Below are 23,466 nucleotides of genomic sequence, written 5' to 3'. Positions count from 1 at the left end.
TTTGGTTAAGTCCTCGATCGATTAGTATCTGTCAGCTCCATGTGTCGCCACACTTCCACCTCAGACCTATCAACCTGATCATCTTTCAGGGATCTTACTTCCTTAAAGGAATGGGAAATCTCATCTTGAGGGGGGCTTCATGCTTAGATGCTTTCAGCACTTATCCCGTCCGCACATAGCTACCCAGCGATGCCCTTGGCAGAACAACTGGTACACCAGCGGTGCGTCCATCCCGGTCCTCTCGTACTAAGGACAGCTCCTCTCAAATTTCCTGCGCCCGCGACGGATAGGGACCGAACTGTCTCACGACGTTCTGAACCCAGCTCGCGTACCGCTTTAATGGGCGAACAGCCCAACCCTTGGGACCGACTACAGCCCCAGGATGCGATGAGCCGACATCGAGGTGCCAAACCTCCCCGTCGATGTGGACTCTTGGGGGAGATAAGCCTGTTATCCCCGGGGTAGCTTTTATCCGTTGAGCGATGGCCCTTCCATGCGGAACCACCGGATCACTAAGCCCGACTTTCGTCCCTGCTCGACTTGTAGGTCTCGCAGTCAAGCTCCCTTGTGCCTTTACACTCTGCGAATGATTTCCAACCATTCTGAGGGAACCTTTGGGCGCCTCCGTTACCTTTTAGGAGGCGACCGCCCCAGTCAAACTGCCCACCTGACACTGTCTCCCTGCCCGATAAGGGCAGCGGGTTAGAAGGTCAATACAGCCAGGGTAGTATCCCACCGATGCCTCCACCGAAGCTGGCGCTCCGGTTTCCAAGGCTCCTACCTATCCTGTACAAGCTGTACCAACATTCAATATCAGGCTGCAGTAAAGCTCCACGGGGTCTTTCCGTCCTGTCGCGGGTAACCTGCATCTTCACAGGTACTATAATTTCACCGAGTCTCTCGTTGAGACAGTGCCCAGATCGTTGCGCCTTTCGTGCGGGTCGGAACTTACCCGACAAGGAATTTCGCTACCTTAGGACCGTTATAGTTACGGCCGCCGTTTACTGGGGCTTCAATTCGCACCTTCGCATAAGCTAAGCGCTCCTCTTAACCTTCCAGCACCGGGCAGGCGTCAGCCCCTATACTTCGCCTTACGGCTTCGCAGAGACCTGTGTTTTTGCTAAACAGTCGCCTGGGCCTATTCACTGCGGCTCTCTCGGGCTTGCACCCTAACAGAGCACCCCTTCTCCCGAAGTTACGGGGTCATTTTGCCGAGTTCCTTAACGAGAGTTCTCTCGATCACCTTAGGATTCTCTCCTCGCCTACCTGTGTCGGTTTGCGGTACGGGCACCTCTCACCTCGCTAGAGGCTTTTCTTGGCAGTGTGGAATCAGGAACTTCGCTACTATATTTCACTCGCCATCACAGCTCAGCCTTTGCGGGAAACGGATTTGCCTATTTCCCAGCCTAACTGCTTGGACGCGGATATCCAATACCGCGCTTACCCTATCCTCCTGCGTCCCCCCATTGCTCAAACGGTGAGGAGGTGGTACAGGAATATCAACCTGTTATCCATCGCCTACGCCTTTCGGCCTCGGCTTAGGTCCCGACTAACCCTGAGCGGACGAGCCTTCCTCAGGAAACCTTAGGCATTCGGTGGAGGGGATTCTCACCCCTCTTTCGCTACTCATACCGGCATTCTCACTTCTAAGCGCTCCACGAGTCCTTCCGGTCTCGCTTCACAGCCCTTAGAACGCTCTCCTACCACTGTTCGCAAGAACAGTCCGCAGCTTCGGTGATACGTTTAGCCCCGGTACATTTTCGGCGCAGAGTCACTCGACCAGTGAGCTATTACGCACTCTTTAAATGGTGGCTGCTTCTAAGCCAACATCCTGGTTGTCTAAGCAACTCCACATCCTTTTCCACTTAACGTATACTTTGGGACCTTAGCTGGCGGTCTGGGCTGTTTCCCTTTCGACTACGGATCTTATCACTCGCAGTCTGACTCCCAAGGATAAGTCTTTGGCATTCGGAGTTTGACTGAATTCGGTAACCCGGTAGGGGCCCCTAGTCCAATCAGTGCTCTACCTCCAAGACTCTTACCTTGAGGCTAGCCCTAAAGCTATTTCGGAGAGAACCAGCTATCTCCAGGTTCGATTGGCATTTCACCCCTACCCACACCTCATCCCCGCACTTTTCAACGTGCGTGGGTTCGGGCCTCCATTCAGTGTTACCTGAACTTCACCCTGGACATGGGTAGATCACCTGGTTTCGGGTCTACGACCACGTACTCATGCGCCCTATTCAGACTCGCTTTCGCTGCGGCTCCGTCTTTTCAAACTTAACCTTGCACGGGATCGTAACTCGCCGGTTCATTCTACAAAAGGCACGCCATCACCCGTTAACGGGCTCTGACTACTTGTAGGCACACGGTTTCAGGATCTCTTTCACTCCCCTTCCGGGGTGCTTTTCACCTTTCCCTCACGGTACTGGTTCACTATCGGTCACTAGGGAGTATTTAGCCTTGGGAGATGGTCCTCCCGGATTCCGACGGAATTTCACGTGTTCCGCCGTACTCAGGATCCACTCAGGAGAGAACGAAGTTTTGACTACAGGGCTGTTACCTCCTATGGCGGGCCTTTCCAGACCTCTTCGTCTACCCCGTTCTTTTGTAACTCCGTATAGAGTGTCCTACAACCCCAAGAGGCAAGCCTCTTGGTTTGGGCTGTTCCCGTTTCGCTCGCCGCTACTCAGGGAATCGCATTTGCTTTCTCTTCCTCCGGGTACTTAGATGTTTCAGTTCCCCGGGTCTGCCTTCACATATCCTATGGATTCAGATATGGATACTGCTCCATTACGAGCAGTGGGTTTCCCCATTCGGAAATCTCCGGATCAAAGCTTGCTTACAGCTCCCCGAAGCATATCGGTGTTCGTCCCGTCCTTCATCGGCTCCTAGTGCCAAGGCATCCACCGTGCGCCCTTTCTAACTTAACCGTTAAAAAGAATCACTACGTGATATCTTGCATTACAATTGAATGTGAATGTCTTGCTATCGTTATCTAGTTTTCAAAGAACAACGCACAGGATGTGCTAACACATGCGTTGCCACAGGACGTGGCGTCTTTAGCAGGTGTCTCCTATGTCGAAGAATCAAATGATCCTTCAAAACTAAACAAGAACTAAACGCACCTGTCTGCAAGACCGCAAGGTCTTGCATTCCGTATAATATCCTTAGAAAGGAGGTGATCCAGCCGCACCTTCCGATACGGCTACCTTGTTACGACTTCACCCCAATCATCTGTCCCACCTTCGGCGGCTGGCTCCAAAAGGTTACCTCACCGACTTCGGGTGTTACAAACTCTCGTGGTGTGACGGGCGGTGTGTACAAGGCCCGGGAACGTATTCACCGCGGCATGCTGATCCGCGATTACTAGCGATTCCAGCTTCACGCAGTCGAGTTGCAGACTGCGATCCGAACTGAGAACAGATTTGTGGGATTGGCTTAGCCTCGCGGCTTCGCTGCCCTTTGTTCTGCCCATTGTAGCACGTGTGTAGCCCAGGTCATAAGGGGCATGATGATTTGACGTCATCCCCACCTTCCTCCGGTTTGTCACCGGCAGTCACCTTAGAGTGCCCAACTGAATGCTGGCAACTAAGATCAAGGGTTGCGCTCGTTGCGGGACTTAACCCAACATCTCACGACACGAGCTGACGACAACCATGCACCACCTGTCACTCTGCCCCCGAAGGGGAAGCCCTATCTCTAGGGTTGTCAGAGGATGTCAAGACCTGGTAAGGTTCTTCGCGTTGCTTCGAATTAAACCACATGCTCCACCGCTTGTGCGGGCCCCCGTCAATTCCTTTGAGTTTCAGTCTTGCGACCGTACTCCCCAGGCGGAGTGCTTAATGCGTTTGCTGCAGCACTAAAGGGCGGAAACCCTCTAACACTTAGCACTCATCGTTTACGGCGTGGACTACCAGGGTATCTAATCCTGTTCGCTCCCCACGCTTTCGCGCCTCAGCGTCAGTTACAGACCAGAGAGTCGCCTTCGCCACTGGTGTTCCTCCACATCTCTACGCATTTCACCGCTACACGTGGAATTCCACTCTCCTCTTCTGCACTCAAGTTCCCCAGTTTCCAATGACCCTCCCCGGTTGAGCCGGGGGCTTTCACATCAGACTTAAAGAACCGCCTGCGCGCGCTTTACGCCCAATAATTCCGGACAACGCTTGCCACCTACGTATTACCGCGGCTGCTGGCACGTAGTTAGCCGTGGCTTTCTGGTTAGGTACCGTCAAGGTACCGCCCTGTTCGAACGGTACTTGTTCTTCCCTAACAACAGAGTTTTACGATCCGAAAACCTTCATCACTCACGCGGCGTTGCTCCGTCAGACTTTCGTCCATTGCGGAAGATTCCCTACTGCTGCCTCCCGTAGGAGTCTGGGCCGTGTCTCAGTCCCAGTGTGGCCGATCACCCTCTCAGGTCGGCTACGCATCGTCGCCTTGGTGAGCCGTTACCCCACCAACTAGCTAATGCGCCGCGGGTCCATCTGTAAGTGGTAGCGAAAAGCCACCTTTTATGTTTGAACCATGCGGTTCAAACAAGCATCCGGTATTAGCCCCGGTTTCCCGGAGTTATCCCAGTCTTACAGGCAGGTTACCCACGTGTTACTCACCCGTCCGCCGCTGACCTAAGGGAGCAAGCTCCCGTCGGTCCGCTCGACTTGCATGTATTAGGCACGCCGCCAGCGTTCGTCCTGAGCCAGGATCAAACTCTCCATAAAAAAGTTTGAAAATGACTACGCACGTTTATGTGCGATTTATTTGAATTAACAGGTACGTTTTGTCTTGTTTAGTTTTCAAAGATCATTTCCGCTTTGTTTAGCGGCTTTAATAATATAACACCAAGCTCTCTTTATTGTCAATAACTTTTTTAAAAATTATTCATTAGAGCTTTTTTATGTCAGCTGTTCATCAGCGATGTTTAATAATATATCACGGTCGACCTCACGAAGTCAACCATATTTTTTATTTTATTTCTAAAGGCGAATTATTGTTATGTTCTTTTTTATACAAGCATAAGATGAAAACAAAGCAGCATGGACAAGGAGGAGTTTTTCAGTGAATCATTTTTATGTGTGGCATATCAAACGGGTCAAGCAGCTGATCATCATCATCATTGCCGCATTTGCTACAGCAGCCTTTTTTTATGTGCAGAACATGCTCCCTCTTCCCGTGTTTTCTGCAGGCGGCGAGACAAGGGCGATATATAGAGGGGATTCTGACACAAATGAGGTTTCCCTTACATTCAATATTAGCTGGGGAGATGAAAAAGCTTTACCCATTTTAGATACATTAAAAGCAAACGGAATAAAAAACGCCACCTTTTTTCTGTCGGCTTCATGGGCGGAACGTCATCCTGATGTTGTGAAAAGAATCCAAAAAGACGGCCACCAGATCGGAAACATGGGATATGCTTATAAAAACTACTCTCAAATGAAAAAAAGCGAGATCAGAAAAGACCTGGCCAGGGCGCAGCATTCCTTTCAAAAATTAGGCTTGAAAGATCTCACGCTGCTCAGACCGCCGACAGGCCAGTTTAATAAAGATGTCCTCGATGTCGCAAAGCAATACGGTTACACGATTGTTCATTACAGCATCAATTCCGATGACTGGACGAACCCCGGAGTCCAAAAAATTGTTGAAAACGTGAGCGGCGCTGTAAATGCCGGAGATATCGTCCTTTTACACGCTTCAGATTCAGCAAAGCAGACAGAAGAGGCTCTGCCTGAAATCATTCATCATCTGCGAAGCAAGGGGCTCAAAAATGTAACGATCAGTGAATTAATTGCAAATACCGATGCCAAATCTTCCGAGGTCAAATAAACGTTTATGAACGGCTTAGGAATTTCGGCAGCATTAAAAGCTGAAAAGCGTTGCAGCTTAACAAGGGAAGCAGCATTAAATATAGCCAGTCCTCTTCATTCACCCTTAACGCCGGGAACCATTCCATGACCGTAAAGACGATCATTAAAAACAATGCGGAAACAAACGTTTTTTTCGAGGACTGTTTTTGTTTCATGTAAGCCGCAATAAGACCGATGATCATGATCAACAGCGGCAGCCAAATATAAGGAACGATCGATCCGCTTCCCTCTCCGAAAAACAAATAACGCAAATAAACCAAGTCAAACGTTACAAATATAATCAAAAAGAGCTGTATCGAGTTCCATAAAGAATGCGATCTGAAAATCTCAAGCGCAAAACGGTGGATCGTTAAGAAGATCACAAACCCCATTTGGGCAATGACGCTGAAAATCATGCCCACCCCGACAAACCAAAACAAAACCGAGAGAATCTCCAACACCTCAAACGACAGAAACAGCTCCTTGTATCTTCCCCATTCTATGGCAAAACCGATAATACTTGTCGTCAGCGCGCCTACTCCTAAAACAGAAAAGAAAAATCGAACAAGGTTACGGCTTTTCATTGTAGACTTCCCAACCCCTAAGTGCGATATTTTGTAATGCATAAATTTATGAAAGACATTCATATTAAAGGTAAGACGAGTTTTCGAAAGGAGCTTAAGCATGTTTAAATCCGCATTGCTATGGATAAGCTGTTTTCTGTTTCTATCTGTAACAGCTTGTGCTCCCAAGGACCAAGCAGCTGAAATGGACTATGATGAAACAAAAAAAATGGTTGTCGATATATTAAAAACAGATGACGGAAAAAAAGCAATTCAAGACGTATTAAATGATGACAAAATGAATCAAACGCTTGCAATGGATGAAAAAACGGTTAAAGATACGGTTGAAAAAACGCTGACTTCCAAAAAAGGAACAGAGTTTTGGAAGACGGTGTTTGAAGATCCGAAATTTGCCTCCAGCTTCGCCAAAACGATGCAAAATGAACACGAAGCCGTGCTGAAAAAATTGATGAAAGATCCGGATTACCAAAAGATGCTGATGGGCGTCCTTCAGGATCCGGAAATGACGAAAAAATACGGCGAACTGGTCAGGAGCCGGGAATTCCGAACCCACCTTAAGGAAGTGATAACAGAAACCCTTTCAAGCCCTCTTTACCGGAAACAATTTGAAGACGAGCTGAAAAAAGCAGCTGCCGAAACCGCGAAAGAAGGCGGCGGGGAAAAATAGACGTAAACCGTCCGCTGTTAAAGCTTCTTCCCCGGAAGAAGCTTTTTTCATGATTTTTCGCTGATCGTTTCATCGATCTTTTTCGCGATATCCATATAAATGAGACCTGTAGGATGGCTTTGGTCGTAAACTGACGGCGCAAAGTCGCTATCATCCCAATCCGGCTGCTTTAACGGAATTTTGCCCAATAACGGAACGCCCAGTTCTTCCGCCAGCTTTTCTCCTCCGCCTTTGCCGAATACATATTCTTTTTCGCCCGTTTTGGCGCTTTCATAGTAAGCCATATTTTCTACGATTCCTACGATTTCGTGATCTGTTTGTAATGCCATCGCCCCTGCTCTGGCTGCGACAAAGGCAGCGGTCGGGTGCGGAGTGGAAACGATGATTTCCTTGCAGCTCGGGAGCATGGAATGGACATCAAGTGCAACGTCTCCAGTGCCCGGCGGAAGATCTAAAATAATATAGTCCACATCTCCCCATTCCACTTCATTGAAGAAATTATTGAGCATTTTTCCGAGCATCGGCCCTCTCCAAATGACCGGCGCGTTGTCTTCGACGAAAAATCCCATGGAAATTACCTTGACGCCAAACCTTTCCACAGGTACGACCTTTTCGCCCTCTATAGTCGGCCTGACGGTGATTCCCATCATATCCGGCACGCTAAAGCCGTAAATATCAGCATCAATCAACCCGACTTTTTTTCCGAGCCGCGCTAAAGATACAGCCAGGTTCACGGAAACAGTCGATTTTCCGACACCGCCTTTACCGCTCGCAACGGCTAAAAAGACAGGCTGTTTTTCACTGTTCAGCAATGTTCTCTCCTGTCCGGAAGACGTTTGCTGGTATTTCATGACGATTTCTTCAGGCAGCTCTTCGAAGCGCAGGCCTACCGTTTCAGCGCCGGCTTCCTTCAGCCGTGTAACGATTTCCTGCTGAAGCTGCATTTGTTCGGCAGATCCCGTTTTTGCGAGCGCCACTTTTACGCTGACATGCCGTTTTTCAGGCTTGATTCTTATGTCTTTCACAGCATCCAGCTCTTTAAGCGGCTTTTGAAGAAAAGGCTCGTACAAATCGCCGACTATTTTTTTTACATCGTCTTCTCGCATCATTGAATCTCACCCTCTGTTGTATTCGTTTACAAAATAAGTATAGCATATCTTTCCTGATAGTGTCTTTGACGTAAAAAGAAACCCTCCTTATTCAGGAGGGTCCCTGTCTTCTGTAAAGTAACGCAGCACGCCCTTATAAACCGAAGCGGCGACCTTGTCCTGATATTTAGGTTTTGCCAGCTGTTTTGCTTCTTTGGGATTGGATAAAAACCCGATTTCAACAAGCGCCCCCGGTTTTTTTACGTTTTGCATCAAATAAATGCCGTGAATCCGTTTTGCTTTACGATTTGTATTTTCAAGGTTGTGTCTCAATTCATCCTGAATGAACTTGGCTGCCCGTTCGTTTTCTTCGTACTGTCCGTAGAAAAAGCTTTGGGCACCGCTCCACCTTGCGGAAGGAATGGCATTCAGATGAATGCTGAGATAAAGATCAGCTTCCGAGTTGTTGATCATGTCGACCCGCTTCCGCAAATCTTCAGCTTTTCTTCGGCTCATGCCTTTCGTTTCTTCAGGGGCGAGATCGCGATCGTCTTCCCGCGTCAACAGCACCAAAGCTCCCTGCTCCTGAAGGTAATCCCTGATTCTTAAAGAAACCTCAAGCGCGATGTCTTTTTCGAGGGTTTCTCCGCTTGATGCCCCTCCGTCCGGACCTCCGTGCCCGGGATCAATGTAGATGATTTTTCCGCTCAGCGGCAGATTCCATGATTTCCACGAATCATCATTATTGAATTGATACTGAAACAAACATAATAAAGCGACAAAGCCGAGCAAAAACCCGAGCCATTTTATTTTTTCTTTCATCCCTTTCCCTCCCGCTTGTCCTTACTACAAGATATGGGACAAGGAGAGGAAATATGATTGGTCTAAAGCGGCAAATTGTACTTTTCGAAATCTCTGATCTTATCTGAGACGGAGCTTGAAACGCTTTTCCCTTTCGCTGAAGCCTTCCTTCCACCAGGTTTGGATAAAGCGTTCACAGGCATAATAGAGCCCTTCATCGTACAGGGTAATATTGAAAGCGGCCGACCAGCTCAGCGCATATTCATAAAGCTCGTGCAGGAGCTCCTTTTCTTCTTTTTCAGAACGGGTCATCGCCTGTCGGGCAGACTCTCCGTGATAGCCGAACTTTCCGAATTGAGCGCCGAGCAAATATGCTTCAATCGCAAAATCAATACAGCCGTCATATAAAATATCCGTATTCTTCGAAAAAAAGTGAAAAAGGGGTGCGAAGCATTCCTCTGCCATGTCCATGATTTTTTCAACAGAGAGTTCCCGCAGAAGCTGCTTCTCCAGATTCACCTGCTTTTTTTGTTTTTCATTAATGAAGGATAATACCGTCCCCATAACACCGCCTCCTTTTTACATTGTATTGTGCAATCAGGAGCGGGAAATCATGCTCAAGCGGCGAAGGGAAACGGAGGAAGAAGCCGAAAATATTAGGAGCCGCGGGATGAAAAGCTATTCGCTTACATAGCTGCTCCATATCTCCTCTTCTTCTTCAGACATGTCGCCAATTACTTTAGAGAAATCCACTTTTTTCTTGCATATGTCCTTCAATACATAAAATTGGTCAAAAGAACCGGTAAACTCCTCTAACGAAGGCGACTGCGCCACCACTTTAAGGTTTGCGATTTCAGAACCATCCAATTCCAGTCTTTTCAGATGTTCCAGACCGGCAAGAGCAGTTGCGTCTTTAATGGTCGAATTTATAAGTTTTAGTGTTTGAAGCGTATGAAGCGTGCCTAAGAAATCAACGTTTTCTAACGTAATATTTTCAACTGTTATAGACCTTAATGTTTTCGAACCTGCTATTGCTTTTATCTCTTCTTCGGTTACATGTTCACTTCCGCATATATATAATCGTTTCAACGTGCTGATTTGAGAAATATCGTTTATTTGCTTTTCGTTGCAAACATTTACCTTTAAAACCTCAAGATTTTTACAGTGACTGAGCGGCGTGTATTCTGCAGCTTGAATATCCGTCATATCCAATTCTCTCAAAGATGATAAATCCGCAAGCGGAGACAAATCGGTCACGTTTGTTTTCTCCACATTTAAATACTGCAGATGTTTCAATTGAGCGATTGGCGTTAAGTCTGTTACCGGGTTATTTCCAAGATAAAGCTTTTTCAAAAAGACCATGCTTTGCAAAGGCGTTAAATCATGAATGCGATTTGCGCTTAAATTCAATTCCCTCATATCCGTGCAGATTGATAGCGGTTTAATGTGGGTCAGCTCCCTGCCAGCTAAACGCAACTTTATCTTGTTACAAAATGCCTTTGGACTTTCAGCCATCGTTTCCACAATCGCAGTCCAGCGATCGTCCAGCTGGCGAAGCCACCGGTCCGCATGTTCAAGATCGGCTTCCTGCGGTCTTGCATGCAGCACCGGAAGTTCCATGGAACGGATGGCATCCAGGAAATGAAGCTCTTCCTCTTTGCCGTAGCTCCAGCTGACGGCATCATCATATTCATCAATCGTATAATGACCATTTTTGAGCGTATTTGTTATATGGATCAGTAAATCAGCCACATTATGAGCAATGACATACTTTATTTCTTCGTCGCGCCCGAAGTTGATCACTTGTCCGGCTTTCCCCTCCTGATCAGGGTCAAGGTCTACGCCAATATGATTTCCTCCGTAATCCCTGCTGATCGGAATCCATCGGCGGTTCGCATATGTTTCTTTAATCCAGCACGGCGGAACCGAATATGCATCGATCTCTTCCAATTCTTCATCTCCCTCAAGCCCCTTCCATATTCGCCACTCCGTGAGCATTTCTTGCAAGGAAAGAAAAGGGAGTCCGAAAAATAATCCGGGGCCCGATTCTTTTTCACCATTATGTGCAAGATAAAGCGCCCTGAGCTCTTCAGGAAACGCGACGTCCATCTCATTTTCAGCTTGTTGAATGTCTTCCTCTGTTGCAGGAGGATTCAAAAACGGACGGAAATGTTGTTTTAATTCAGTATGCAACTGTTTCATCATTGTTTGAATCATCTTTTCTCTCCTTAATGCTTTGTAAGACTAATTACATCATGAATGTGTATCCTTGGCAATCCGGGAAGGGAAACAGAGCGAAAAGCCGAACATGTTAGGAGAGGTGAGCATGAGATGAAAGGTTTGTTTCAGTATAATTGGCAAGTTCGCGATGAATGGTTTGACTGGTGCCTGAAGCAGCCGCCGGAGGAAATCGAAAAGAAGCGTTCAGGCGGTATGGAAAGCATTTTGAAAAACCTGTTTCATATTGTCGATGTTGAGGTAAGCTGGATATATGCCATTTTAGACAGGCCGGACTTCACTCCCGAGTTTTCCGACTACCCGTCGATTCAGCACATTATCAGGTTTTCTGAAGCGTATCGTCCCGAGGTTGAGAGCGTGGTTTTTCATTTTTCCAGCGCAGCCGAACAAAAGCCTGTCAAAGCGTCTTGGTCGGAAGAAACCTATACACAAGGTGATATTTTTAAGGCATTTGATCGCCCATGAAATTCATCACATCGGACAAATGTCTGTCTGGGCGCGGGAGATGAACCGTGTTCCGGTATCCGCTTCATATGTAGAACGGCAACAATAAAAAAGACCCCCAAGACAAAAGTCTTGAGAGCCTTTAAAACGCCATAATTAACGTTTTGAGAACTGAGGTGCACGGCGTGCGCCTTTAAGTCCGTATTTTTTACGCTCTTTTATGTCCTTAAAATCCACCGAAATTCGTCATAATCTCATCCATCTTTATTTCTCGTTTCATTCGATGATAAAATCTCAGGCAATCAGAGAAGATACTATAAAGAAGGTCAAAAAGTGGTCAAAACTCAATTTAAGAGGTCATCAAGTTTTGCCCGTGTCTTCGGCCCGTAAATTCCATCAGCAGATAGCCCGTTCATCATCTGGAACCGTTTGACCGCGTTCGCTGTCTTTGGCCCGTAATATCCGTCGATGCCGTTATTCTTCGCTCCTTTGTCCGGATAGAAGTATAGGGCAGCGCATGCCTCTTGAATCTGCCGGACAGCCGTTCCTTTCATCAGTGGGCTTTTCACCTTATAGATGCCGGTCGGCAGCGTGTACTTTTTAGATGCAGGCTTTTTGCTCTCCTTTTTCGGTTGGGATTTCTTCGGGGCTGACGCTGCTGGTTTTTTGCTCGATCCGCCGGACAACCCGAGATATTTCGCGACGCCGCGCGCGTGTGCTTCCGCTACCGCTTTGACAAATCCGGTATCTTTGAGCCTGTCCGCATCCTCCCGGCGATCAATGAACAGGTTTTCAGTTAGGACAGCAGGCATATGGGTTTCGCGGACTACCGCAAGGTTAGCCTGTTTTAAACCTCTATCCACGATCTGGCCGTATACTTTCATAGTTGCAAGGATTTCAGTGTGCAGCGCCTGCTGTAAGTCGAGCGTGTCACCAGCAGTCCCAGGATAACGGAAAGTTTCGAACCCGGTGCCGCCGCCGGCATTAATATGGAAGGAAACGAATACATCGGCGCCCCATTTATTCGCCATATCTGCCCGCTCTGACAGTTCGTAAAAGACATCAGTCGAACGGGTTAGCTTAACCTCCACGCTATTATAATTAGACTCTAAATAAGATTTTGCATGCTTAACCATCTGCAACACTACATCTTTTTCTTTCAGGCCGTTTGCGGCTGCTCCGGAATCTTTACCGCCGTGCCCTGCATCAAACCATACTTTTTTCATTCTTAATCAATCCTTTCTTATTAGAAAAGGCTGCCGGGCGGCAACCTCATTCGGATTTATTCTGTTGTTTTAAAACCTCGATAGCCTTTGTGATAGGCTCAGGTACATAGACGCCTATTTTGCCCGCGTTTTCTGTAATAGAGATCAATTCATTGATGCAGTAGAAGACAATGGTTACAGTCATGACTAAAAAGCCCATTTCGATTTTATTTTCAATAAGAAGTAAATCGATCATATGGGCAACCGCGACCATTACAAAAATAAAGACTTTGCGAGCAATGCCAATCATACCGGTACGGCTTTTCACCTCTCCATTTATACCAGCTGCAAACAATCCGCTAAAATAATCAACAATCACCAATACCGATAAAATTGTCAAAAGAACGCTCCACCCTCCAAAAAGAAATCCGATTCCTCCGCCAGCAATGGCGATTAAGCTTTTATAGAATGTTTCCAATTTACTTCCTCCTTTTCAAAATAAAAAAGCCGCTGATTAGCCGCTTTAAATTTACTTATTTAGTTGCTGATGCGCCCTCTTGCTGTGTATCTTCCGCCTGCGAGTTGCCTATGCGTTCTTCCTTCAGCTCTTTTTTAAGCTGTTCGTTTTCCTGCTCGAGGTTCTGCCTTCTCTGCCTTTCGTACATGTATAGGCTTCGAGCCTCCGCCAATCTGTCATGCGTATGGTTCATTTCATCTTTGTAAGCCGCTGCCTTTAATGCCTGTCTTTCAAACTGAACTTTTAATTCCTCATGCTGCTTTTTCAATTCTTCAAATGTCATTTTGTTTTCCTCCTTATACTTCGTCCGGGAATGCTTTGCCCCGTGGATTTGCCATGATTTCCGTGCGCTCTTCATCAGTAATCAGACCATTTTCGACATGGATGTAAAGCTCTTTTGTGGTGATACTTCCATTCAGCCAACAGTAATAAAAATGCCCGTAGTAACGACTTTTACCTTCGAACACATCTACCGCCCCCATCACGATTTTGTCCCTTCGAGTCTCAGGATTAAGTCATTGGCAAGACGCTGAGTGTATACCAACTGTTCCCGCAACATCTCTTTTTCTGTTTTTTGGCCGACTTTCTCTTTTGCTTCGATGTTTTGCTCATTTGGTACTAATTTCATTGGTGGCCTCCCACTTGTGAAAATTGAATATTTCTCCGGTTCGGCTGCCGTCGGTGTCTACCGTTATACTTAAAAGTGTATGGATAAGCCGCTTGTCACCGCTGTATCCCGGATAATACCCGTCTGGATCTACGTATGACCGGTTCAAAATATATTTCATTTCGTTTGTTGAAACATCTAACTCGACAAAAAGATCATATGCGACTTTTAATTGATCATCGGGGATTAAATCGAATGAAACAGCTTCAAATGAATAAACATCGTCATTATGTTTTAGAACACAGGCACTTATGTCGATTCCTGCGTCCGTTTCTGTCACTTCCATGCCTTCGAAATACCACACGGCAGGAACGTCTTTTCTTTCGATCATTTTTATAACACCTCTATTCATTAAGGGACTTCGTAGACAACCAATAACCTTATAGTTATGTCTTGACCTATGATACCTGATGATACTCCATTTCCCCGCATAACAATTTTGAATCCGCTTGAGGATTGATTTTGGATTCCTACATTAACCACGTCAGAATAGGGACCGTACGGTTGTGCGAAAACAGCAAAAATGTTTTCCGCTGGATTGTAATTCCCATCTAAAAATGCCAAAGTAGTGCTTGCTGTCCCTGTTGCTCCCCCAGTATTAATCGATAAAGTAACTTCATTGATACTAAGAGCAAGATTGTACTGTAATTCTCCGTATGTTTCTCTTATTGCTTTTTGGACACTACCTGCAACGGCCGGATAAGGCGACCATGTTCTATTCCCCGCCTTAAACTTCGATGTCGGTGGCAATATCAATTCTGGGGTATCAAATAGCATTCTTTTACCAGACTTCAAACGTAAACCAGCACTCGCTACAACATCAAAATTTTGTGGTTTAAATCGAAAAATAGTTTCTGGACCATCAAAGCGAGATAGATATATGGACGGCTGGAAAGTACCATACTCATCTTCATTTAACTTGTCATTTTCTCCATGAGGACCTGTTGTAATAGAGTACAGATTCCTATTATCAATGACTTCGGCAAATTTATTCCACATCCTGAACCGGGCGAATTCTCTACTATTTATCGTATTAAATTCTGAGTCTGGGTCATCTACTGTTTTTTCTGAATACAGATCAATGATTGGTGAACCATAATTTTGTCCAACACTTGGCGTGCCATAAATGGAAAGCTTACCATTTCCCATCTCGATCGTGGTATAACGTTCTCTGGCGTCGTTATAATCCAATTTACCTGTTTCTTGTTTTAGCATTCCTGATGTTATGGTCAATTCATTGTATTCGTCAGTATCTGCATTTTTTGTCCATTGATAAAAGGTTCCATCCTGTATCCATGATTCGAAATTCTCGCTTTGTCCAGCAGCCTCGAACCGGGCGCCGCGAATCAATGAACCTTCAATCGTAATCCCCTTGATTGTCCCGGCGTTGATCTTGTCGGCCGAAAGGTTAGCGATTTTCGCGTTTGTGATGGCTCCGTCTTCGATCTGAGCCGTTCCAATGATCGCCGTTTCCAGATGCGCCCTTTTGATGGCTGCGTTTTGGATAGCCGCAGAACCGACAGCCGCTTCTGCAATCTTGGCCGACGTGATGGCCGCATCCGCGATTTTCGCTGATACGATGGCAGCATCCTGAACGTATTGGCTTGTGATTACTCCGTCCGTAAGCTGTGTATCATAAGGGCTGAAACCGAAATCTTTCCGGACGTCCCCCCGCCGAATTTGCAGCTTTCTCAAAACGAATTCCGCTGAATCTCCATTATTTACAGTTCTGCCGCCGATGCCGAGCCGTCCATCGCTGAAAGTCGCCGGCGCCGTAAATACAACATCAAAACGAACAAATTCATCTGTTGGATAGCTGGAAATATCAGAAAGGTTGTTCGAAATGTCGTATGATGCGCCGCTTTCTGTCAGTAATCGAATATAGGAAAAGTTTTTTGTCGTCAACCTCTTTAATTCGAATGAAAGTGTATATACTTGATCTTTTGTAAGTGCTAATGTCGGACGTCCCCTCGTCGTAATCCCAAAATAAGAATATGATGTCGAGTTCTTCGTCACAGTAACTTCATTGAATCCGTTTACTGCATAGTTAACGGACCGTTTTGCATTTACAGTATAAATATCAGGCGCGTTAAGGATAGAACCCGGCAGAATGTTTGCGTCCTCAAAATCTCGTGAAATCTTGTCAGCTTTGACGGCTAAATCTGCTAATAAGTCGGCCGTGATCGATCCGAAAAGGATGTCATCAGTTAGAATCCTCCGTGTAACCCCTGTAAACTCTGGGGTGAATTCGCTCGGCGTTTTGTGCGTATTGATCGCTCGCAACCGATAATACCAGACCTGGTCAACGCCGGGCGAATGTTCGCACTTGCTTCCTTTCCCCCAAAATATCCGGTTTTCAGGTAACGGTGTAAAGCCCTTAACCGGGGACGCGTAAACCTCATAAGCTGCAATATATGAGCTCGGGTTATAATCCCACGAAATTGAAACGCCTTGGAATAATGACTCGATTTTCACATTTGATGGAACAGGGGGGACGGTGTCAGGGAAGCTTCCATCTGTTACTTCGCCGCCGCTATCCCATTTCCCACGGTTTCGGTCTATTGTGTCTTGTATCTTTTGTATCCGATCATCCTTTTGAAGCACCGATAAAAATTGACCGATTTCTACCACGCAAGTGTTGTCTGGATCAGTGATGTCATATTCCATCGATATGATCCGCTGTTTTGTCTCTATAGGAATAGCGAAATTTCGATCTATAGCGATAGTCGTATCCCCTAATTCAACATGTTCATGCTCATATCCGGGCACATTTTGAAGCAGTTGGACAGATAGCTCATAATTGACTTCAATCTTCGACGCTTCGGTTATCAAGTGGTTATATGTCGCTTTTAAAAGCTCTTTTGGATCAGTTATATCCTCGTTGCTGAATTGTCCTTCTCTGTGGATTCTTTCGCCGTTTTTGAGACGGCCAAATCGCTTTAAAAGATCCGGATCACCAACCCATTCCTGACCTAAAGGCTTGTCGACGGGATCACCTTCTGACTTTTTCCACTCTACCTCGGAGAAGTCAATAAAACGTGTGTAGCCGCCTGTCTCTTCGCCGTTCTCGTCGGTTGAAGGTATAGAAGCCCCATACCCCCATAAAGCCGTCAGAGGGTAGCTGATGACTGTACGGCTGATCTTTTCGGTATCCTTATCTATTTCAAAGCGTTTCCCGCTGTCTTTTCCGCGACGAGGAAGAATTTTTATAACCCGACGGGTGATTTTATTGCCATCAAACTCAATATAGTCCTGAAGCTCACCGCCCCAGAGGTTTAACACCTCGGAAATACATTCAAGGGCAGATTTTTTATAAAATGTGGTTGAGTTTGTCCCCAAAGATGCTGTGACCTCTGCCTCCCACCTTGAACGAGAAAGCACATGATCTAAAACATATTGTGCTGTCTTATTCGTTGGCCGAAAGTCTTTCACAAAGGTTTCAGCCAGTTCCATCATTGCAGCTTCGCACGTTACCAGCGTGTTAACCTCAGCGTTTTCGTCTGCATCGTCCAGCTCTTTGATAACAAATAGCTTGAGAAGGCCGTCCTTGTCCTTGAAAATAACTTGATTTTCTTCAACCAAATAACGAGCATCAGGATGCGAGGCGTCGGCCACAAAAGAAAAAGAAGAGCCTTTATTCAGCTCTTCTTTGTATTTCGCATCCCAAAACTTGCATGCCTCTTGTCCGTCGCTGGACAGTACCGTGAGGACTTCCTCATCAGGTGACAGAATATACATGTCAGCCATAAACGGACCTCCTTACAAAAAAGCAACATCAAACTTGATGCTGCTCTTGTGACTAAATTTCAATTTTATCGGCCTTTGAGGTGGTATGTTGAACCAGTCTGACTGTACTTGCAGTGCGGCCATGATTAAATTTCCGTTGCACGTCACTTTCCTTTTGGCCGAATCAATAACGAGAGTATCGCCAGCGATAAAGTTGTAGACTACTTTAATTGTTTTATAAATAGATTCATCATCATTTAAAAAAGACACTTCATAAGAAGTGCCTGCCTCCGTAAAAACACATTCAATTTTCGGCTCAATATCTGCATAACCCGGGTTAGTGAATGATTGTATACCCGGATCAAATACATATTGTTTTGGTTCTCCGTATTTTTTAGGATCAGGACAAATGAATGTCAGTGTAGCCGACTGAATGCCTCCCCGCTCTTCGTTCTCCGAAATACTTTCAAAGACGGCGTAATAGGTTCTATCTGGCTCATCATGAAATACAAGGGGCTTCGGTTCGTCTGTGTGTAAAATGTATGTCAATTCCTCTTGCTTCTTTTTCAATTCTTCTTCGCTGCTGAAGGCGAAAAGCACTTCAATAGTTATGACCCTTACAGGGACTCGGACTCCACGGAGGAAGCCGCCGGGACGATTTCCGATGGTGGCTGTGTTGACCTCTCGCCCCATTACGCCCCGGCCGCTAGTCGATTTCACATAAAAGAAGGGTGAAATATCGACCCCATCAAATGTAATTTTCCACTGGTTAGGAAGTAAATCCTGATAGTTGATCAATTAAATCTCACCCTCCTTGCGTTTGATCTTCTTTGCGCGTCAGTTACGGGCTTTTCTACTCCCTGTCCGACTTTTTTGCTGTCCATCTCGATTACTATTGTTCTATCTGGTAATTCGAGGTTTTTGATTTCGGAGCTCAATTCGTTTGAAACAGTACCAATATCACCACTTGAAATGGATGTGTCGTATGCGAGATTCAGGTCCTCTTGCTGAATATTTATTGCATCCCTGACGACATTCATCGCTTTTTGAACTGCACCAATACCGCTCTGAATTCCAACAGCGATACCTGCCGGCACCATCATTCCGACTTGGTCCCTCATCACCCTTGATGGAGAATGGATTTTCAGCTTTTTCTTGATTGTTTTTTCAATTGTGGCCGCAATGGCTTTTGCTTCTTTCTCGAGCTCCCCGGACATGTTTTTCATTCCAGAGATAATCCCCGCCATTGTGTTTGAACCGATAACCTTGCCGCTCTTTTTAAGGGATCCCAACTGCTTAACGTTGACCGAAAGCTCGCCGATTTTGCGGAGATAGTCGTTTTTCAACAAATCCAATTCCTTATTGGCAGCAGATCGCAACTCGCGTATTTTCTTGGCCGTTTCCTCTTTAAGCCCTGACAATTCTTCCGCCGCCTGTGAGCTTGCAAGAGCGTGTTTCTCTTTCCAGAGGTTTATATAGTTGTTCAGCTCAGAACTAGACATGCGGGCAATCGCATTGATCTGATCAGCAGATCCCACGCCCATTTGTCTTAATTCATCTACAAACTCCTTCGGCGCTCTGCTTGCAAGGCTTGTAATGTCAGAATTAAAGGATTTGATTTTGTCCAGTTGCTTTTTAAGGTTGTCGGTTAGTTTTGTACCGGAAACCTTCTCGCTTGAAACATCGTCAAATAGACCGATCGCACTGTATATTGCATTTGCTCGGTCTTGCAATTCTTTCTTATAGGCATCGTTGGCCGCCTTGATGTCTGCGGTTAACTTGTCATTGATGCTCTTGAATTTGGAAAGGTACGCGTTATTCGCTGACAAAATGCCTTTGTTGATCTTGTCGGCAGCCTTTTTCTCGGCTTCCTTCTGCTTTTTGACTTTGTCGGCCATTGCCTTTTGTGCTTGATAGATTTCCCGCTGGACTTTGATTTGTTGATCAGATGTCAGCTTGTTCTTTTTCTTGATTTTTTCCAGTGTTTTGATATAGGTATTGCCGCTGATTTTACCCGTGTCATATTTGGCTTCTGCTCGCTTAATCTGATCAGAAACCTTTTTCGTGTAAGCGAGTTTCGCCTTTGCTTCCTTGCGCTGCTGTTCTTTCAGAAGCCTCTTTTGTTTATCTGAGGCGCTTTTGGTAGCCTGATAGATTTCTCTTTGAATCTTTCGATTTTGGTCGGCCGTCAGCTTATTCTGCTGCTGAATTTTCTTCAGAGTCTTGATGTAAGCAGCCGCCCCCATTTTTTTGGTGTCGAATTTAACCTCAGCATTCTTTATTTTGTTGCTTACTTTGATCTCTGCCGCTTTTTGTGCTGCTTTTGCTGCTCGAGCAGCAGAGGCTTTCACTTTTGACTCTGATTTGTCGATACCCGCGGCCATCCCGGTACCGATGTGATAACCGACTTGATCCCGCATTACCCGGGATGGAGAGTGAATACCGAGAATTTTTTTAATGGTGCTTGGAATTGCGTTTGTAAGTCTTGAGAACGTGCTTGATACAGCGCCCCACATGCCAGTAACACCATTTATTAGACCCTGCATAATGTCCCGACCGACTGAACCAAGGTTTATACCTTTAAAGAAAGACATAACGCCGTTCCAGATGCTTTTAATTCGGTCTTTCGTTGCGTTCATGATGCCTGAAGCAGCGCCTTTTAAAGCATTAAAACTATTCTTTCCGGTTGAAGTCATGCCTTTCCAGATCCCTGTTACGCCCGATTTTACAGCGTTCCAGCCGCTGGAAAATAAACTCTTTTGCCCGTTTAGCCAACCAGAGAAAAAGGATTTCAAGCCACCCCAAACACTTTTACCGACAGATACAATACCCTTCCAAACAGATGAAACGGCAGTCTTTATAGCATTCCAAGCAGTTTTAAATACATTTTTCCAGAAATTTAACAGCGTTGAGAAAAAGCTTTTCAGCCCGTTCCACACGCTTTTTCCTGTCGAAACTATACCTTTCCATACAGAAGAAAGAACCGTTTTGATTCCATTCCAGACCGTTGAAAAAATCTTCTTCTGAGCATTTAGCCAACCCGAAAAGAAGGATTTCAAACCGTTCCAGATCGATTTTCCAGTATTCACAATTCCGTTCCAAATTGACGAAGCAAAGCCTTTAATTGCATTCCAGACGGTCGTGAAAACTGTTTTGTATAGGTTGAACTGAGCTTTGAAGAAAGACGACAGGCCGCCCCAAATCGATTTTGCAGTCGATACAATCCCATTCCAAACGGTAGAGAAAAAGGACGTGATAGCATTCCATGTTGCTGTCGCGGCCGCCTTTATTCCTTCCCATGCTCCTTTTAGCCATTCAGAAATCACACCCCAAATTTGAAGGGTGAACTGTTTCACTTTGTCCCAGTTTGCAATGATAAGCGCAACTAACCCAACGACCGCCGTCGTGATCCAGCCAACAGGACCCATCGCCATAACCCAAGCCGCGGCCATTCTTGCAGCCTGAGCCAATGCTTGAGCCGCTAATACAACAAGCTGCTTCCCAAACAAGATCATTTGTTGGATGCCATTCATCAAAAAAGAAGTGAATGAACTGATCTTTGCCGCCGTCCAGGCCGCTGCCATCTGTGCAGCTTGCGTTAACGATTGAGCTGCCATGACAGTCATTTGAGTGATCCAAAGAGCCATTTGTCTAATGCCGGTTTGGAGCATGGTGATAAATGAAGAGATTTTCATAATGGTCCAAGCTGTGGCTGTACGTGTTGCTTGGGCGATTGATTGCGCCGCCATTAGTGCCATGTTTTTGATCCATAGCCCCATCTGGATAATGCCGTTTTTTAACGACGTTATCAGCGCTGAAATCTTCATTGCAGTCCAAGAGGCGGCCATTTTCACAGCATTTGCAGTAGACGACGCTGCCGCCGCCGCGTATTTTGCGATAAATTGCCCTACCTCTATGGTTGCTCCTTTTAATTGAGTGATAAGCCCAGCTAACTTTATGCCTGCCGCAGTATTTCTGAAGTTTATCAGATAACTTGCTGCAACCTTGAAATCTTTCAATCCATTTGTCACAGCACTAACGGCGACCATTGCAGGAACAATAGCTCTTAACGCCCCCACTAATGAAATAGCAACCGCAATAAACTGTCCTATCGCTGGATTTGCTTGCATTGCCGCATTTGTAAACTTTAAAAACCCGTTTACAGTTTGCAGAATGGTTTGGCCTAAAGGAGCCATACCAACAAGCAGGTTGATAATAGTTTTTGATATTTCTCCCAATGTGCTCCATACTGTAGGTCCATTGGTTCTAATATAGTCAATGAATGCTTGGAATTCCTTTGTTTTGGTGACGCTTCCCGCCCACTCATTGAATCGTTTTGTCATTTCGACAAGGGATGTCATCATGTCCTGAGACATCGGCGCAAAGCCAGCGAAAAGCTTCGTCAAGCCTCCTGATAAGTTTCTGATAATCTGCAATAATTTAGGGCCGTTCGTTTTCGTATACTCCACAAATGATTGGAATTTCTTTGACGAACCTAAATTTGCTGACCATTTCACCCATGAAGCAGTCGCTTTTTCCATGCTTGCAGCCATATCATTACCCAGTGGACCAAAAGCCACGATTAAATTCATCACAGTACGCAGGACATTGCCGGCAATTTTGCCGAATGTAACAAAGGCTTGACCCGCGTTTTTATTCATGAAATCTATGAAACGCCTCATATCCGCATCTTTAAATGCGGCATTCATACTTTTCGCTAATTCAAGGCCGCCATTTGCCACGCTTTTAAACATGGGTCTTAAACTATTTAGAACGCCTTTGAACGTCGTCAGCGAGCTCGTGAAGGTCTTTAATATAGGCTTCTGAACAGAATTTGATATTTCCGTCCAGTTGGCCTTGAAATCTTCCAAAGTCGCAAGCGCCTTCTTCTCTTCTTTTCCTAAAGACTGCTGTATGACTTTGATCTTCTCCATAATTTTTGCGCGTTCTTTTGCGTCAGTTGTTTCGTCTAACTTCTGTTGAAGCTTATTTAAGTCATCTGAGGCCTTAAAAACACCTTTAAGAGAAGATACTGCCACAGCGCCAAAGGCAACCGCGCCGGTTCCTGCGGTCGAAAATGCGCTCGCAAGCCCCATAACCCCGCCTGACGCCGCGCCGAGCATCGGCCCCAGTGATCCAATAGCGCCAGTAATACTGGCAAGCGCCGGAGAAATCGCAGGCAATATGGATGTAAAAGCACCTGCGAGTGAATGGCTTATGACAGTTGAAACGGAGTTAGTGATTTTGGCCAGGCGATTCATGTTATTTTCAAAACGGTCAATTCTCGCTTCGATTTTGATCCATACTCTCTTAGGCAAAGATCTGGTTTCTGCTTGTGCACCAGCAACTGCCCGGGTTAAATCCGAAGTATCTCCGTTAATATTGGTGGTTACCCGGTTGGGCAATGATCCAAGCTCAGTCCTTGCCGTTGTAATGGCTCTATTTAAATTGTCAGAGTCAGCGTCTAAATCTACTCGGGTTCGTTCATGCCGATGGATAAAACGATCAATCTGCTGTTCCGCTTCCCTGACTCTTGCTTGAAAGCTTGCAATCTCTGCTTCAATCTCAACAGTTTGGTGGTCAGTCATACGGCGCATCATATCATTGACACGTTCCATGCTCCTGTTGAATTTTCTCGTCTCAGCCTCAATGATTGCAGTCAGCCTTTCGATCATACCCTCAC

Annotated in this window: 16 protein-coding genes, 2 rRNA genes and 2 pseudogenes; 3 read left to right on the top strand and 17 right to left on the bottom strand. The window is 45.9% G+C overall.

Annotated elements, in window-relative coordinates; all coding sequences use genetic code 11:
* Position 1: 1 nt before the first annotated feature.
* Positions 2-2,933 (bottom strand): 23S ribosomal RNA (locus tag MHB78_RS01355).
* Positions 2,934-3,174: 241 nt separating this feature from the next.
* Positions 3,175-4,724, bottom strand: a 16S ribosomal RNA gene (locus tag MHB78_RS01350).
* The 16S and 23S rRNA genes sit together here, the layout of an rRNA operon.
* A 337-nt stretch (positions 4,725-5,061) precedes the next feature.
* Between MHB78_RS01350 and pdaB the strand changes: the two genes are divergently transcribed.
* The gene (pdaB, locus tag MHB78_RS01345; RefSeq protein WP_046128879.1) at positions 5,062-5,826 is read left to right on the top strand and encodes a polysaccharide deacetylase family sporulation protein PdaB; all 765 of its coding nucleotides are present in this window, start codon (positions 5,062-5,064) and stop codon (positions 5,824-5,826) included.
* Between the two features lie 4 nt (positions 5,827-5,830).
* Here pdaB and MHB78_RS01340 read toward each other — a convergent pair whose 3' ends face one another.
* Positions 5,831-6,430: a KinB-signaling pathway activation protein gene (locus tag MHB78_RS01340; protein WP_046128878.1), complete on the bottom strand. Its 600-nt coding sequence runs from the start codon at positions 6,428-6,430 to the stop codon at positions 5,831-5,833.
* A gap of 100 nt (positions 6,431-6,530) precedes the next feature.
* On the opposite strand from MHB78_RS01340, the gene gerD reads away from it, so the two are divergent.
* Positions 6,531-7,097 carry a spore germination lipoprotein GerD gene (gerD, locus tag MHB78_RS01335; protein WP_046128877.1) on the top strand — a complete coding sequence of 189 codons (567 nt, stop codon included), beginning with the start codon at positions 6,531-6,533 and terminating at the stop codon, positions 7,095-7,097.
* Between the two features lie 47 nt (positions 7,098-7,144).
* On the opposite strand, the gene MHB78_RS01330 is transcribed toward gerD, so the two are convergent.
* From MHB78_RS01330 to MHB78_RS01315, 4 genes are all read right to left on the bottom strand, one after another.
* Entirely contained in the window at positions 7,145-8,206 is a 1,062-nt protein-coding gene (locus MHB78_RS01330) for an Mrp/NBP35 family ATP-binding protein (RefSeq protein WP_046128876.1), read from the bottom strand.
* Positions 8,207-8,293: 87 nt separating this feature from the next.
* Entirely contained in the window at positions 8,294-9,007 is a 714-nt protein-coding gene (gene cwlD, locus MHB78_RS01325) for an N-acetylmuramoyl-L-alanine amidase CwlD (protein WP_046128875.1), read from the bottom strand.
* A 99-nt stretch (positions 9,008-9,106) separates the two neighbouring features.
* The gene (locus tag MHB78_RS01320; RefSeq protein ID WP_046128874.1) at positions 9,107-9,550 is read right to left on the bottom strand and encodes a DUF2521 family protein; all 444 of its coding nucleotides are present in this window, start codon (positions 9,548-9,550) and stop codon (positions 9,107-9,109) included.
* Between the two features lie 114 nt (positions 9,551-9,664).
* Positions 9,665-11,203, bottom strand: coding sequence for an SMI1/KNR4 family protein (locus tag MHB78_RS01315; protein WP_046128873.1), 1,539 nt, complete (start codon positions 11,201-11,203; stop codon positions 9,665-9,667).
* 114 nt (positions 11,204-11,317) lie between these two features.
* On the opposite strand from MHB78_RS01315, the pseudogene MHB78_RS01310 reads away from it, so the two are divergent.
* Positions 11,318-11,777: pseudogene (locus tag MHB78_RS01310) on the top strand (DinB family protein).
* A gap of 47 nt (positions 11,778-11,824) precedes the next feature.
* On the opposite strand, the pseudogene rpsI reads toward MHB78_RS01310, so the two are convergent.
* From rpsI to MHB78_RS01260, 10 genes and pseudogenes are all read right to left on the bottom strand, one after another.
* Positions 11,825-11,896: pseudogene (gene rpsI, locus MHB78_RS01305) on the bottom strand (30S ribosomal protein S9); the annotation flags it as partial.
* A 116-nt stretch (positions 11,897-12,012) separates the two neighbouring features.
* On the bottom strand, positions 12,013-12,894 hold the full coding sequence (locus MHB78_RS01300) for an N-acetylmuramoyl-L-alanine amidase (protein ID WP_216899712.1): 882 nt from the start codon (positions 12,892-12,894) through the stop codon (positions 12,013-12,015).
* 46 nt (positions 12,895-12,940) lie between these two features.
* On the bottom strand, positions 12,941-13,351 hold the full coding sequence (locus MHB78_RS01295) for a phage holin family protein (RefSeq protein ID WP_216899710.1): 411 nt from the start codon (positions 13,349-13,351) through the stop codon (positions 12,941-12,943).
* A gap of 55 nt (positions 13,352-13,406) precedes the next feature.
* Positions 13,407-13,673 (bottom strand): hypothetical protein, encoded by a 267-nt coding sequence (locus MHB78_RS01290; protein WP_216899708.1) that lies wholly within the window; start codon positions 13,671-13,673, stop codon positions 13,407-13,409.
* Positions 13,674-13,686: 13 nt separating this feature from the next.
* Complete coding sequence (locus MHB78_RS01285) at positions 13,687-13,857, bottom strand: XkdX family protein (protein WP_216899706.1); 171 nt, start codon at positions 13,855-13,857, stop codon at positions 13,687-13,689.
* A 14-nt stretch (positions 13,858-13,871) separates the two neighbouring features.
* Positions 13,872-14,018 carry a hypothetical protein gene (locus MHB78_RS01280; RefSeq protein ID WP_161797077.1) on the bottom strand — a complete coding sequence of 49 codons (147 nt, stop codon included), beginning with the start codon at positions 14,016-14,018 and terminating at the stop codon, positions 13,872-13,874.
* Positions 13,999-14,388 carry a hypothetical protein gene (locus tag MHB78_RS01275; RefSeq protein ID WP_216899704.1) on the bottom strand — a complete coding sequence of 130 codons (390 nt, stop codon included), beginning with the start codon at positions 14,386-14,388 and terminating at the stop codon, positions 13,999-14,001. Before MHB78_RS01275 ends, MHB78_RS01280 begins: the two co-directional genes overlap by 20 nt.
* 20 nt (positions 14,389-14,408) lie before the next feature.
* Entirely contained in the window at positions 14,409-17,804 is a 3,396-nt protein-coding gene (locus MHB78_RS01270; RefSeq protein ID WP_065894626.1) for a prophage endopeptidase tail family protein, read from the bottom strand.
* Between the two features lie 12 nt (positions 17,805-17,816).
* Positions 17,817-18,581, bottom strand: coding sequence for a distal tail protein Dit (locus tag MHB78_RS01265; protein ID WP_128748186.1), 765 nt, complete (start codon positions 18,579-18,581; stop codon positions 17,817-17,819).
* The gene (locus MHB78_RS01260; protein ID WP_128748188.1) at positions 18,578-23,458 is read right to left on the bottom strand and encodes a hypothetical protein; all 4,881 of its coding nucleotides are present in this window, start codon (positions 23,456-23,458) and stop codon (positions 18,578-18,580) included. Before MHB78_RS01260 ends, MHB78_RS01265 begins: the two co-directional genes overlap by 4 nt.
* Positions 23,459-23,466 lie beyond the last annotated feature (8 nt).

It is taken from the genome of Bacillus sp. FSL K6-0138 (genome assembly GCF_037982765.1).
GTDB classification, from domain to species: domain Bacteria; phylum Bacillota; class Bacilli; order Bacillales; family Bacillaceae; genus Bacillus; species Bacillus glycinifermentans.
This window is presented reverse-complemented; position numbering and strand designations above follow the sequence as displayed.

Excerpts from the sequence above, each read along its gene's own strand:
- MHB78_RS01340 (WP_046128878.1), bottom strand. The coding sequence starts at position 6,430 with ATGAAAAGCCGTAACCTTGTTCGATTTTTCTTTTCTGTTTTAGGAGTA.
- gerD (WP_046128877.1), top strand. The coding sequence starts at position 6,531 with ATGTTTAAATCCGCATTGCTATGGATAAGCTGTTTTCTGTTTCTATCT.
- MHB78_RS01330 (WP_046128876.1), bottom strand. The coding sequence starts at position 8,206 with ATGATGCGAGAAGACGATGTAAAAAAAATAGTCGGCGATTTGTACGAG.
- cwlD (WP_046128875.1), bottom strand. The coding sequence starts at position 9,007 with ATGAAAGAAAAAATAAAATGGCTCGGGTTTTTGCTCGGCTTTGTCGCT.
- MHB78_RS01320 (WP_046128874.1), bottom strand. The coding sequence starts at position 9,550 with ATGGGGACGGTATTATCCTTCATTAATGAAAAACAAAAAAAGCAGGTG.
- MHB78_RS01315 (WP_046128873.1), bottom strand. The coding sequence starts at position 11,203 with ATGATTCAAACAATGATGAAACAGTTGCATACTGAATTAAAACAACAT.
- MHB78_RS01300 (WP_216899712.1), bottom strand. The coding sequence starts at position 12,894 with ATGAAAAAAGTATGGTTTGATGCAGGGCACGGCGGTAAAGATTCCGGA.
- MHB78_RS01290 (WP_216899708.1), bottom strand. The coding sequence starts at position 13,673 with ATGACATTTGAAGAATTGAAAAAGCAGCATGAGGAATTAAAAGTTCAG.
- MHB78_RS01280 (WP_161797077.1), bottom strand. The coding sequence starts at position 14,018 with ATGAAATTAGTACCAAATGAGCAAAACATCGAAGCAAAAGAGAAAGTC.
- MHB78_RS01275 (WP_216899704.1), bottom strand. The coding sequence starts at position 14,388 with ATGATCGAAAGAAAAGACGTTCCTGCCGTGTGGTATTTCGAAGGCATG.
- MHB78_RS01270 (WP_065894626.1), bottom strand. The coding sequence starts at position 17,804 with ATGGCTGACATGTATATTCTGTCACCTGATGAGGAAGTCCTCACGGTA.
- MHB78_RS01260 (WP_128748188.1), bottom strand. The coding sequence starts at position 23,458 with ATGATCGAAAGGCTGACTGCAATCATTGAGGCTGAGACGAGAAAATTC.